This window comes from Psychrobacter cibarius, from assembly GCF_904845955.1.
GTDB classification, from domain to species: domain Bacteria; phylum Pseudomonadota; class Gammaproteobacteria; order Pseudomonadales; family Moraxellaceae; genus Psychrobacter; species Psychrobacter cibarius_B.
In genome coordinates this window covers 606176-619926 of record NZ_CAJGYX010000001.1, presented here as the reverse complement: position 1 = coordinate 619926, position 13751 = coordinate 606176, and the positions used below count along the sequence as shown (strand labels likewise).

The 13751-nt window shown below is 42.9% G+C and carries 8 protein-coding genes; 5 read left to right on the top strand and 3 right to left on the bottom strand.

From position 1 onward, the window contains the following. Window positions 1-69: 69 nt before the first annotated feature. From JMV76_RS02430 to ychF, 3 genes are all read right to left on the bottom strand, one after another. A complete protein-coding gene (locus tag JMV76_RS02430) occupies window positions 70-1479 on the bottom strand; it encodes a deoxyguanosinetriphosphate triphosphohydrolase (RefSeq protein WP_201501484.1) in 1410 nt (469 codons plus the stop codon). An 80-nt stretch (window positions 1480-1559) separates the two neighbouring features. Then, the gene (locus JMV76_RS15035) at window positions 1560-2069 is read right to left on the bottom strand and encodes a hypothetical protein (protein WP_201501483.1); all 510 of its coding nucleotides are present in this window, start codon (window positions 2067-2069) and stop codon (window positions 1560-1562) included. Between the two features lie 185 nt (window positions 2070-2254). Further along, window positions 2255-3346, bottom strand: coding sequence for a redox-regulated ATPase YchF (gene ychF, locus JMV76_RS02420; protein WP_201501482.1), 1092 nt, complete (start codon window positions 3344-3346; stop codon window positions 2255-2257). A gap of 362 nt (window positions 3347-3708) precedes the next feature. Between ychF and JMV76_RS02415 the strand changes: the two genes are divergently transcribed. The 5 genes from JMV76_RS02415 (at window position 3709) to JMV76_RS02395 (ending at window position 13741) form a co-directional block, all read left to right on the top strand. Continuing rightward, entirely contained in the window at window positions 3709-5901 is a 2193-nt protein-coding gene (locus JMV76_RS02415) for an ATP-dependent helicase (protein WP_201501481.1), read from the top strand. Between the two features lie 127 nt (window positions 5902-6028). Next, window positions 6029-8437, top strand: coding sequence for a tellurite resistance TerB family protein (locus JMV76_RS02410; protein WP_201501480.1), 2409 nt, complete (start codon window positions 6029-6031; stop codon window positions 8435-8437). A 34-nt stretch (window positions 8438-8471) separates the two neighbouring features. After that, window positions 8472-9794, top strand: coding sequence for an ATP-binding protein (locus JMV76_RS02405; RefSeq protein WP_201501479.1), 1323 nt, complete (start codon window positions 8472-8474; stop codon window positions 9792-9794). A 28-nt stretch (window positions 9795-9822) separates the two neighbouring features. Further along, entirely contained in the window at window positions 9823-12177 is a 2355-nt protein-coding gene (locus JMV76_RS02400; RefSeq protein ID WP_201501478.1) for a DEAD/DEAH box helicase, read from the top strand. Window positions 12178-12493: 316 nt separating this feature from the next. Further along, window positions 12494-13741, top strand: coding sequence for an NAD(P)/FAD-dependent oxidoreductase (locus tag JMV76_RS02395; protein ID WP_201501477.1), 1248 nt, complete (start codon window positions 12494-12496; stop codon window positions 13739-13741). Window positions 13742-13751: the final 10 nt, after the last annotated feature.

The window sequence follows — 13751 nt, the reverse complement described above, 5'->3', positions numbered from 1 at the left end:
CTCATTTCAGCGTAAAAATACGACTGAAATACGCAACTTGTATTAATTTACTAGACCTGCACGGGTCTTTTAAACCATTGTGCCCCAATGACCCTGCAATTCCTGCGCCAATCGATACGCCTCATGATCATTCATCCCAGTGATAAAGTCCAATATATTTAAAATATTGTGATAGACACTATCTGATAATATCCGCCGATGCTCATCAAGATGTGGCTGTAATAACATTAGTAGGCGCTGCTGCTCAAAGGAGATGGGGGTAGTTTTTGCATTTGTCCAAGCCAGTGGTATAAAGGCGTCTAATAATCGATGCAGGCATTGATTGGCCATCAATTCCATACGTACTTTACTTGGGTGATTGAATATTTTCTCCCGTGCCAATTGCTTGGCCTGCAAGATGCCATTTTGCACATTTGCATCACAATGGGTAAATAGACTGCCTTTTAGTGTACCAGCCAGCAATGCATCACTGTTGGCGACAAAAGCATCAGTCACGGTATTGACCAAGCGCATCATCGCGCGGGCTCGCAATGACGCTAAGCTCTGCCTCACAGACATGTGTACGGGCAGATTGATACTGCTAGGGCGCTCACCAATCAGCTCATAAAATATGGCTGCAACCTCACTATAGGTCAGCATATTGAGATTGATACCATCTTCTAAATCGATCAAGGCATAGCAAATATCGTCTGCCGCTTCTAGTAAATAAGCCAGCGGATGACGCGCAAAACCGTCGTGTTGCTCTGAGCGCGGCAAATTTAAGCAAGCTGCCAGCTCTTCTAATTGTGCTGACTCACTATAAAAGCAGCCAAATTTTTGTACATTTTGATGGTGGTGTTTATCATTGACATCGTTGCTGTGAGAGGCAAGCCACGGATACTTCATAAAAGCGCCTAGCGTTGCACAAGTGAGACGCATACCACCTTTATCGGGATGGTGCTCATTACGCGCCAACAGTCGAAACCCTTGTGCATTACCTTCGTAGGCCAGCAAGTCCAAGCGCTCGTTGCTACTTAACTTTTGTAATATCGCTTGAGGGTCAGGCTGCCTAAACCAATCTCGAATGGCATACTCTCCCGCATGACCAAAAGGCGGATTGCCAATATCGTGAGCTAGGCAGGCGGCTTGTACAATGACACCGACATCGGCTGGCGATACGCCTGCTGGTAGACCGCTGGCCAATTTATCATGGAGCTTTTCTGCTGCCATCATTGCTAAAGAGCGTCCAATAGAGGAGACCTCAAGCGAATGAGTCAGACGTGTATGGATACCGAGCTGATTGGTTAATGGATGGACTTGGGTTTTTTGATTCAATTGCCGAAAGGAGTGCGAAAATACCAATCTGTCGTAGTCTTTGTGAAACTGAGAGCGAGTACTCGTATTGGCGTTAAACTTTTTGGCAGCACCAAGACGCTGCGAGTTGAGGAGATGAGACCATTGCGTAGTAGGAGACGGCAAAGAGGTTGGAGTAGTTAGCATATTGAAACATCCGAAACCAAGGGAGCCTCTAGCATAGCAAAATAGCGCCCTTGGTACAGATATATAGTCAGAGAACTACATTAAGATTTCTGGCAGTTGAAAAGCACTTCTTCCTCTTCGGTAGCCACATTACTGCCCAATGTTTTATTTCGCAACGTTGCTTTGTCACCATTTACTTGCCATATGATGCCATGGGTGTTATCTAATCCGATATCACTGGTATAGATGGTTTTTTCAGTACTGGCGTCGCTATTAGAGGTAGCGGTCAAATCGTATTCGATACCATCGATGAGTAGGTGCACTGTCTGCAATGGAGCATCATCATGGTAGGACACACCGATAGTAGCAGTAGGCTCACAAGAGAATGGTGTGCTGTTGCTGACATGTTCTGCATGATCGTGTCCTTCATGCGCGCTTTCTTCGTGGCTATGACTTTCATGATTGTGTCCTTCATGACCTTGTTCCATAGCATCGTGCCCTTCGTGCTCTTCATGAGCATGTTCAGCGTGATCGTCTACGGGTGTTATTTCTTCAGATACTACCGTATCACTTTCTGTATTAGGCTGACAGCCCAATAGAGAGCCTGTCATGATACTTCCTACAAGCGCAACACTGGCAAATCTAGAAAAAGAGAAATAGTCAGTCACAGTATAAGTCCTCAAATAATAAAATAAAGATATGTTATAATATAACAATGTTAAGATAAAATAAAGCCGATGATGGAGAATTTCCAACATCGGCTTATTAACTATCAGTCAGGATGTACCGCTTAACGTTACACGTTAAATCTAAAGTGCATGATATCGCCATCTTGTACGATATAGGTTTTGCCTTCTAAGCGTGATTTGCCAGCGGCAGCTGCGCCTTTTTCACCGTTGTATTCGATAAAGTCATCATAAGCAATGACTTCGGCACGAATGAAACCGCGCTCAAAGTCAGTGTGAATCACGCCAGCTGCTTGCGGAGCCGTTGCGCCAACTGCAACCGTCCAAGCACGCACTTCTTTAACCCCAGCGGTAAAGTAAGTCTGCATATCTAGCAAATCATAACCACCGCGAATGACTTGATCAAGTCCGGCTTCTTCCATATCCATCTCAGCTAAGAAGTCTTTTTTGTCGTCTTCATCAAGCTGAGCGATTTCAGATTCGATTTGGTTGCATAGAGCGATAACGATAGAATCTTCGCCAGTCGCATAGTTGCGTACCGCATCAAGGTAAGGGTTGTTTTCAAAGCCATCTTCACTGACGTTAGCGATATACATGGTTGGTTTTAGGGTGATTAAACCATAACTTCTGATGAGTTTTTTCTCATCAGCATCTAGGTTCGCTGCGCGTGCCGCTTTACCTTCGGCTAATAAAGGCTCAACTTTTTTGAAGATATCAAGCAATGCTTGCGCGTCTTTGTCGCCACCTTTAGCCTTCTTGGTTTGGTTGTGAATGGCACGCTCAACGGCCTCTAAATCTGCCAATGCCAATTCAGTATTAATGGTTTCGATATCATCAATAGGGCTGACGCGACCATCAACGTGGACGACGTTGTCATCATCAAAACAGCGTACAACGTGCGCAATCGCATCAGTCTCACGAATGTTGGCTAGGAACTGGTTGCCCATACCTTCGCCTTTTGAAGCACCAGCGACTAGACCTGCGATATCCACAAACTCCATCGTCGTTGGCAATACGCGCTCAGGCTTAACGATATCAGCCAGTTTTTTAAGGCGTGGGTCAGGTACTGGTACGATACCTGTGTTGGGATCTTTGGTACAAAATGGAAAGTTTTCAGCGGCGATACCCGCTTTGGTCAACGCATTAAACAAGGTGGATTTACCCACGTTTGGTAGGCCGACGATGCCGCAATTAAATCCCATAACATTCTCTCAATATAATAATAAAATCAGTTGGTATAAAGATTGGTTAAATGATAAATCAAAATTGGGCACATTGTAACAAATTTACCTGAATAGGGGTGAGGTTGCTGTGTTGTATACTGAGATTTTGCGTTTGGTCATGACTGGTAATTTTGATGTTTTATCGATTATGGTAAGGTGTGCTATAAAAGGATAGTTTGGCTTGTAGGCGTATGACAGGTAAGCGCCTACGACTCGTCACACTGTACAAGTAATCTTCATTATGAACACCAAGCGCTCTCAGTCAAATCTGCAAAACACTATGTATAAATGCGCCGTCTCGATAAAGGCCGCTAAAATAAAATGAAAGGCAAAACCTTATAATGACTACCACGATCTTTGACACGCGCCACTACAATTATCCGCAGAACTTCATCGAGATTAAGCCCAAGCTGGCACAACTTGAGCAGGCGATTAAAAAGCTAGAGGCAAATTTAATCGATGCTAATGATGATGCAAATATTGAGCGGTTAACTGAAAGGCTGAATAGTGAATTAGGATTAAAAGTAGACTACGCCCGTGAACTAAATCCTGACCAGTTATTAGCAGCCACAACTATCGAAGGCAAGGTACTAGTCATTGCTGGTGCAGGCTCTGGCAAGACTAAAACGCTCACGTACCGTACCAGTTATTTATTAGAGAACGGGGTCACGCCCAAAAGCATCTTGCTACTGACTTTTACGCGTAAAGCCGCCAATGAAATCAAAGGTCGCGCCAAAACCTTACTTGCGAATACCTTATTTGATAAACAGTCTGATGAAGACTTGGTAAAGGATAAGCTGCCAACGGATAAACGGTTCAACGATATCACCAGTGGTACTTTTCACTCATTCTGCAATATGCTGCTGCGTCAATATTCAGTTTTATTGGGCATTAATCCGCGATTTACGATTTTAGACACGGGCGATAGCGAAGATGCCATCGACTTAATTCACAAAGAAAAAAAGTATCCTGCGCAAAACAAAAGCCAAGCATTCCCGCGCAAAAAGACACTGCAAAATATCATCTCTAGCTCACGGAATAGACGTATTCACATCCGCGATTTAATCGAAAGCAGTTATCCTGATATCGCCGTACATATTCCTATTATCGAGCAGTTGGCAGTCGATTTTCATGAGTATAAGCGTGCCAATCACCTCTACGACTTTGACGATATTATCAGTCAGGTCGTGCGCCATTTAAAGACGAATGATACCTTTCGCCAAATGCTGCAAAACCAATATCGCTATATCATGGTTGATGAATATCAAGACACCAATATTCCGCAAAAGCAGCTGATAGATTTGATTGGTGCACCTGAGTCGGTATCGCTGATGGTAGTCGGTGATGACAATCAAAGTATTTATGCTTTCCGCGGTGCCAATTACGAAAACATTCTGTTATTCGGTGAGACCTATCCCGATGCCAAGCTCATTAAGCTCGAACAAAACTATCGTAGTACGCCTGCTGTTTTGGATTATATCAATGCCTTATCCGCGCAAATCACGCTAGGCTATCAAAAACAATTGTACTCTGGCGTATCGATAAGTGGGGATAAGCCAGTGTTTAGCCGCCTAAGCAATGAGACAAAAGAAGCAAAATATATCGCCGATAAAATCATCGAGCTAAAGTCAGATCATGATTACAGTGATTTTGCGGTACTGTGCCGCACCTCGTTTCAGTCTAACTATGTCCAATTAGAGTTTATGGAGCGTCATATTCCATTCATCGTAGTAGGTGGTATTAAGTTCGTTGAAAGGCGACATGTCAAAGACGTTTTGGCCTTTATTAAAATTCTTTATAACCCCAATGATACGATTGCTTGGCATCGCATTTTGACCTTGTTCCAAGGTGTGGGGACAGTCACAGCGACGCGTTTGACCCAAGCGATCAATGCCGATAACAACTCCTTTGAGCCACTACTCACGCCAAAGTTTGCTAAAAAAAGTGCACAGCTTGAGCCTTTATATAATACGCTTACCAAGGCAAATCAGGCTGAATCAGTCGAGGCGGTCATTGAGCATATTTTAGAGTTTTATATTCCTGTCTTAAAAACGATTGAAGAGAATTGGCGTGAGCGCAATGAGGACTTTCGTGTGCTCAAAAACTTGGCAACGGAACACAGTAGCCTTGATAACTTCTTAGAAAACTTGGCACTCGATCCACCTAATGATTCGGTAGCCACAACCAGTCAACCTGATGATAATGACAGTGATAAAGTCACTATCTCGACTATCCACAGTGCCAAAGGTTTAGAGTGGCCAGTGGTGTTTGTTAACTCATTGGTCGATGGTATCACGCCGCACTATCGCTCTTTGGATGACTTTGAGGCGCTAGAAGAAGAACGAAAATTATTCTACGTTGCTTGTAGTCGCGCCAAGAGCAGACTGTATCTAACGGCACCTGATTACTTTGCCAGTTATTCAGGGTATTTTGACAAGCCGTCGCGGTTTATCGCGGAGCTGTCTGCTGATGAAGTGACGGTAGAAAATTCTAAACAAGTGAGAGAAGAGAGTGATGATCCAGTGTGGTGGTGATTTTTTTGTTTATCGATAAATAATGTAAAAATACAGGCATAAATAATGCACGTTTGTTGTTAGAATGGTATCGGCGACCGATTCTTTACACCAACCTTCGTACTACTCAGCATGGACTTTATCATTAATGAAGAATTTTATTGCCGACGTGAAGGCACTTTTTAGACAAAAATATGATGCCGACGCTCAAGGTAATAAAGCAAATAAGCCCGCCTTTATAGACTTACCACCTGATATCAAGCCCGATAACTGGCATAGAGTAAGTCAGTCTAGTCAAAATGATGATACAGATGATTTCGCCTCATTTATCATCTCATCTGGTAAATCTAACAATGTTTCTGGTGTTTCAGCCAATAAGCAGTTAGGACGCTGGTTCAAAGAAAATGAATCCTTTGATATTAAAGGACGCTTTATTGACCGCGGTTTTTATTATGTTGGTGGTCAGCTTACAATGCTAACGGGGTTTGGTATTGAACCTTCGCTAGTCGATGACAGTTTACCTGCCAGCTCTCCAAACATCATCCACAGTATTTCGCAAATTTATTATGATGAGTCGCTTGGTTATTGGCCAAGTTATGAGCGTTTGTCCATTAAATGCCGAGGCGCTTATCTTGATTGGCTAGCTTCAAATCGCGCGCATCCAAGTACGCCTATTGGCTATGTATTCATTTATTTTGGCGGTTTTGAGCGCCGTATCATTGAACATATTAACGATGATGTTGTCTCCGATACTGAGTTTATGGCTATCTATGAAGAAGTGACACGACTCAATCGTATTTATGGCAGCCAGTCTGCTTCGTTCGACAGTTATTCAGCACATTTTTTAGCATTTATGACTCTTATTCGGTCCTTGTTATTTGAAGACAAAGCGCAAACAGGGCATTTACTACCACCGCCTGTCACTAGCCAAAACCTAAACTTTAAGATGCATTTGGCAAAGACGGTAGCGTTGCAATTGCCTATTCCTGCGTCATTAGCATGGGAGTGGTTGGTATATTCTAATGAATACAATTTTAAAACTCCCGCCAAGCGCTGTGAAGATACGTTCAAAGATTTATTTAAAATTCTTTACCATGACGCTTATCCAAACGGTTTTGTAGTTTCTGCCAATAAAACTAGGCTCAAGCTCATCTATAACGCTGCTAGTCGTTCTATCATTAGCGTAGATCTTACACTTGATGACTTGCCAGACCCAAGCATCCTGCGAGCACCTGTCAAAAAACTTATAACTATCGCTGAACAATGCAATGATGCTTTAGATGCTTACAGTCGTTATCTGGGAAAAGAAGGCCGCTCGGCTGATGATATTGCCGCTGTTATGCTACTGCCGAAACCCTTGCTTCATAACTATCACCATCCTGCAATTGAAAAATTTAAAACATGGGCACAGTCCATTATAGAAAACGATGAAGGGCTGACAACGACTAAAGAGTTAGGGGCATATTTGGATGAAACTTTGTCGCCAACATCTAGCAAAGCGCTGAGTAAAAAACAAAATGAGCTGATTATTAATTTGGTAGAGCTTGCTGGTTTTGGTATTGCTCCAGACCAACGTTATCATCAGACGCGCTTGCAATCGGACGGTTATGCCGTGCTATTTGTTTGCGATCATGATGCGCATTGTGAAGGTTTCGAACCGAGCTCGTCGTTCTATCAAGTCAGCCTAGCCATGAGATTAGGGGCAATGGTAGCGACTATTAATGGTTATGTTGATAAAAGGGAAGTGGATACACTATTGACGCTGCTCAATCAAGACAGTCAACTGACCACTATTGAAAAAGAATCGCTGACTGCTTATTTGCTATGGCAGTTAAATACCCCAGCAAATATGGCAGGTCTAAAAGCGACATTGGCTGGTCTTGACGCGCAATATATTGGCTTTATCAGCCGTTTTATCATTACTGTTGCTTTAGCGAATGGCAATATTGAACCCAGTCAAATCAAACAAATCGAAAAATTATATCAAGCTTTAGGTCTGGATAGAACGATGGTGACTAGTGATATTCATCAGCTAACGACGAATAAAAAAGTAAACATAGGCATAAAAAATGAGCTCGAAACCAAAGACAATAGCAGCAAAAGTAGCCGTTCATTTAGTTTTGATGCTGAACTGTTGGCGCTACATGAACGTGAGACCGCAGTGGCTAAAGCGATGCTAAGTAAAATCTTTGCTGTAGAAGATGAAGAAAGCGAAGATGATATAAAAGAGAGTGTACTATTAAAGAGAAGCAGTAAGACGGCGACTGAGCATCACAGTAACGCGCTTGTTAACAATCATAGTTCAGGTAATGAGGCGGTCATAAACGGACTAGATCGTAGTCACAGCCAACTGTATCAAGAGCTTATTAGTGCCGAAGTATGGCAACGTGAAGCCGTCAACGAATTATGTGAATCGTTAAATCTAATGATAAATGGCGCTATCGAAACCATTAACGACTGGGCATACGATAAAGTTGATGCACCCGTATTAGAAGATGATGATGAAGTGGTCGTTGATTTTGAGATTGTCGACGAGTTAAAAGCGTTGAATTCATAGCACACTAAAAATAGTGGATTAAAAAGGAATAAAGATGAGTAGTAAAAAAATTAGAGCCAAAGAACGCGACGCGATTATCCAGTCGCTCAAGGCTGGTGTTACCCCCAAAGTTGGTATTCAGCATATCCAAGTGGGACGTATTAATGAGCTCAAAGCTTTGATAGATGATATTGAACGTGTGGCTGATGGCGGTTCTGCGTTTCGGCTGATTATTGGGGAATATGGGTCGGGCAAGACTTTCTTTTTGAGCGTGGTTCGCGCCATTGCACTTGAGCGTAAATTGGTCACGGTGAATGCGGATTTATCGCCTGACAGACGCATTCAAGCATCGTCAGGCCAAGCGAGGAATTTATATTCTGAGCTGATGCGTAACTTATCGACACGCAATAAGCCTGATGGCAATGGGCTTGCTAGTGTGGTTGAGCGTTTTATTACCGAGGCACGCAAACAAGCGGACAGTAGCGGAGAGGCTATCAGTGACGTTATCCAGCAAAATTTAGCTGAATTGACTGAGTTGGTAGGCGGTTATGATTTTGCAAAAGTCATTGAAGCTTATTGGCAAGGGCACGAAGAAGGTAATGACGAGTTAAAAGCCAACGCTATTCGCTGGTTACGTGCAGAATACGCTACTAAGACTGATGCCAGACGCGACTTAGGTGTGCGCACTATTATTTCCGACTCATCCTTTTATGATTCCCTAAAAATCATGAGTTTATTCGTCCGCCAAGCTGGTTATCAAGGATTGCTCGTTAATTTGGACGAGATGGTCAATCTATACAAGCTTAACAGCACTCAAGCGCGCCAAGGTAACTATGAGCAAATATTGCGTATTTTAAATGATTGTTTGCAAGGTACAGCTGAGCATTTAGGGTTTTTATTAGGGGGTACGCCTGAGTTTTTACTCGATCCGCGCAAAGGCTTATACAGCTACGATGCTTTGCAAACTCGCTTGGCGGACAACAGCTTTGCCAAGCAGGCAGGGGTAATTGATTATTCTTCTCCAGCGTTACATTTGGCTAGCCTAACGCCAGAGGAGCTGTATATTTTGCTAAAAAACCTACGTCATGTTTATGCAGGCGGCGATGAGTCTGCATATCTAGTGCCTGATGAATCACTACAAGCTTTCTTGCAACACTGTAGCCAAACGATTGGCGATGCTTACTTCAGAACGCCGCGTAATACTATCAAAGCGTTTTTGGATATGTTAGCGGTCATTGACCAAAATCCTACTATCTCATGGAATCATCTGATTCAATCCGTAGCTATCGACCCTGAAACACCTTCAGATATGGACATCGATATGAGCGACCTTAGTGACATGGATGAAGATGATGGACTAGCAGACTTTAGCTTATAAGACGAATGCCTACTTTGAGAGATTTAATTTGAGAGACGCCCATACTGAGCTTGATAAGCGTATACAACGCTGGATATTTGACCAAGGCTGGCATGGACTACGGGAAGTACAAGCCAAAGCCATTGCGCCCATTTTATCAGGGCAAACGGATGTGCTTATTAGTGCGGCAACCGCTGCGGGTAAAACAGAAGCTTTCTTTTTGCCTGCCTGTAGCGCTATTGCTCATCAAGACAAGGGCGTTGGTATTCTTTATATCAGTCCGTTAAAAGCTTTGATTAATGACCAGTATCGACGTCTGCAAAGTCTAGCGGAGCTGCTAGGCATGCAGGTCACTCCATGGCATGGTGATAGTCTACAGAGTAAAAAGAAGCAACAGAAAAAATCGCCATCAGGGATTATTTTGATTACTCCTGAATCGCTTGAATCCTTATTGATAAGAGATGCAGGGTGGGTAAAGCAAGCCTTTGGTGAGCTAAAATATATTGTCATTGATGAGTTCCATGCGTTCTTGGGTAGTGAGCGTGGACAGCACTTATTATCCTTACTGAATCGTCTTGAGCATGTGGCGGGGCGGTTAGATGCGCCTATTCCTAGAGTCGCGCTTAGCGCCACTTTGGGCGATATAGAAACTGTGCCGTTATCGCTACGCCCTAATCATTCTTTACCTTGTGTCATTATTGAGGATACTGAATCGACTTCCAACGTCAAAGTTCAGCTAAAAGGTTATGTAGACCCTAACCAAGTAATGCACAAGCTTCAAAGCAATGGGTCTAAGAGCTATTATGATAATAATGACATTGATGAGAGCTATATAGCTATTGATTCGAAAAGCGAAAGTGCTCAGATTAGTGAGTTTAAGGATGATAATTCTCTAATTCATAGTTATCAGCTTGCTCATGATGCTCAATCACAAATATGCACGGATTTATATCGCTTCTGCCGTGGCGGTAATCATCTTATATTCGCCAATAGCCGTAAGCGTACTGAACTCATAGCTGCATTGCTAAGTGACAAGTGTGAGCATAATATCGTTCCCAATGAGTTTTTCCCCCACCACGGCTCGTTAGCAAAAGAATTAAGAGAAGGTTTAGAGCAGCGTTTGCAAAAAGAGGATTTGCCGACTACCGCCGTCTGTACCATGACTTTAGAGCTAGGTATAGATATTGGTAAAGTTGATTCTGTCGTACAAGTGACAGCTCCGCATTCAGTTTCAAGCTTACGGCAACGGCTTGGGCGCTCGGGTAGGCGCGGTGGTTCGTCAGTGCTGCGTATGCTTATCACCGAAAAGCAAATCGATGTCGATACCAGTTTGGTGGATAGACTGCGACTACAGCTTATACAGTCATTAGCAATGATAAGACTGCTTATCGCTAGCAGATGGTTTGAGCCTGCCGATACGTCGCTCTATCACTTCTCAACGCTCCTTCATCAAGTGCTCGCGACTATCGGTCAATGGGGTGGTATCCGTGCCGACCAAATTTATACTTTGCTATGTAGACAAGGACCTTTTCAAAAGATAACGCCTACTCACTTTAAATCCTTATTATCACAAATGGGCGCGATGCAACTGATTACTCAGCTTGGCAATCAGCAATTGGTATTAGGGATAGTAGGCGAGCGTATCGTTGGTCATTATACTTTTTATGCGGTGTTTAAAACGCCAGAGGAATATCGTCTTGTGGCTGGTAGTAAAACACTAGGCTCATTACCCGTCACTACTTTGCTGCTACCCGAACAATACATCATCTTTGCGGGTATACGCTGGCAAGTCAAAGATATCGATATGGATAAAAAGGTCATTTATGTGGTTGCTGTCCAAGGCGGCGGTCAGCCTCCAAAATTTGATGGCGGCGGAGATATGTCGATACACGACCGAGTCCGTCAAGAGATGTATGACATATTAACTAAAGGTGACTATCGTATTTCAGTCGGCGATAAAAAAGTCGATTTTGCTGATAAAACGGCGCGTGAATTGTTTACAGAAAGCATTGAGACTTTTGATAGGTGTCAATTGCGTCATCGGCCAATAATAGATCAAGACGGTAATACTTATATTTTTACATGGCGCGGAGACAAAGTCGTTCATACCCTAGCAGCTTTGCTTATGCAGCATGATTTCTCTACTGAGGTATATGCAGGAGTTATCTGTGTTCATAAAGTCAATTCGGTTCAGGTTATTAGGTTTTTGAGAGATTTAGCCTCCAGTAATATGCCGTCTGCGACTGAGCTTGCCGAAAACGTACCCAACAAGATGGTTGAGAAATTTGATGAATATTTGCCTGAGGATTTATTAAATCTTGGCTATGGTGCAAAGGCTTTTGATACTGATGGTCTCAGTGACTGGTTGCAGCTATTATTTGAAAGAGAAGTTGACTACAAATAAAATTTTGGAAGCTACGCAACGCACCACCTTTTTGTAAAATATGTTTATTACTTCAATAGCGTTTCTAAATAACCGACTAGAATTACCTATATTCATTTTAGAAAGAATAATTTAAAGACAAAACCTTCGTTAACTTATTAAATTATTCCCATCCAAAATACCTTTTCAAAAACCCTATAACCAAAAGTATTTAATAGCAAAAATATTTATGAGATTGGGGTTTAATCTTCAGCTCAATGCGTTACTATTACCACCTTATTCCGTTAGACCCTCATATTTGATACTCTGTATTAACACCATAAGAAAAGGATAGGTTATGCGCTATGAAGTGATCGTTATCGGTGCAGGTATGGTTGGCACGTCAGTCGCGTGGCATTTACAAAAAAATAATTCAAAAGTACTGATGTTAGACAAGAAGTTGCCAGGTTCAGAGACCTCGTATGGCAATGCAGGATTGATTCAGCGCGAAGCCATTCATACCCATCCTTTTCCTCGTCAACTGACTGAGATGATCCGAGTATTGCCGAACCAAGGTACTGATATTCGCTATCGTATTCCAGCAATTTTGCGTTATCACCAAGCGTTGTTGCAGTATTGGAAATACTCTACGCCCGCTTCGGTCAAAAAAATAGAATCAGAATGGCAGACATTGATTGCGCATTGTACCAGTGAGCATCAGACAATGATTTCAGCATCTGGTGCTGACGAACTAATCACTCGTGACGGCTGGTTGCAATTGCATCGCTCGGAAGAAACGTTTAAAGAAGCACAAGCATCAGCCATTGATGCGCGCAATCAAGGCGTTGAGCATAACGTACTAAACCTTGAAGCGCTAAAAGCCATGGAGCCTAGCGCTAATTTTGAAGGTTTTGTTGGTGCGATTCATTGGAAAAACTCTTGGCAAGTATCGAACCCAAGCTCGCTCGTAAAAGCCTATGCGAAAAACTTCCAAGAGATGGGCGGTACAATTAAAGAGAGCGATGTAAAAGAAATCGTACAAGACGGTGAAGGTTGGAAAGTTATCACTGATAATGACACTTATTATAGTGATAAGTTGGTCATTGCAGCAGGTCCGTGGTCTAATGATTTGATCAGACCACTTGGTTATAACCTGCCGTTGTTCCCAATGCGTGGCTATCATCAGCATTTCAAAGTGACAGAAAAGAACACCATCAATCACAGTATGTTTGATATGGACAAAGGCTTTGTGATGGGCCCAATGCAGCAGGGTATTCGTATCACGACCGGTGCTGAGATGACCACGATGGATGCACCAAAGAACTTTGGCCAATTAAAAACGGTCCTGAAGCTGGCAAGAAAAATCTTACCATTAGAAGATGCGGTTGAGAGCGAAGCATGGGCAGGATCACGTCCTTGTATGCCTGATATGAAGCCAGTTATTGGTCCTGCAGACAAGCATGAAAAATTATGGTTTGCCTTTGGTCACAGTCATCAGGGTTTCACTTTAGGGCCTATGACAGGACGCCTCGTTGAAGAGATGATTCATGACAAGCCATTATTAGTAGATGTTGCGCCATTCAGTGCCCAGCGTTTTTCTAATTGACAGCGCATTT

Excerpts from the sequence above, each read along its gene's own strand:
- JMV76_RS15035 (WP_201501483.1), bottom strand. The coding sequence starts at position 2,069 with ATGACAGGCTCTCTATTGGGCTGTCAGCCTAATACAGAAAGTGATACG.
- JMV76_RS02430 (WP_201501484.1), bottom strand. The coding sequence starts at position 1,479 with ATGCTAACTACTCCAACCTCTTTGCCGTCTCCTACTACGCAATGGTCT.
- JMV76_RS02415 (WP_201501481.1), top strand. The coding sequence starts at position 3,709 with ATGACTACCACGATCTTTGACACGCGCCACTACAATTATCCGCAGAAC.
- JMV76_RS02410 (WP_201501480.1), top strand. The coding sequence starts at position 6,029 with ATGAAGAATTTTATTGCCGACGTGAAGGCACTTTTTAGACAAAAATAT.
- JMV76_RS02395 (WP_201501477.1), top strand. The coding sequence starts at position 12,494 with ATGCGCTATGAAGTGATCGTTATCGGTGCAGGTATGGTTGGCACGTCA.
- ychF (WP_201501482.1), bottom strand. The coding sequence starts at position 3,346 with ATGGGATTTAATTGCGGCATCGTCGGCCTACCAAACGTGGGTAAATCC.
- JMV76_RS02405 (WP_201501479.1), top strand. The coding sequence starts at position 8,472 with ATGAGTAGTAAAAAAATTAGAGCCAAAGAACGCGACGCGATTATCCAG.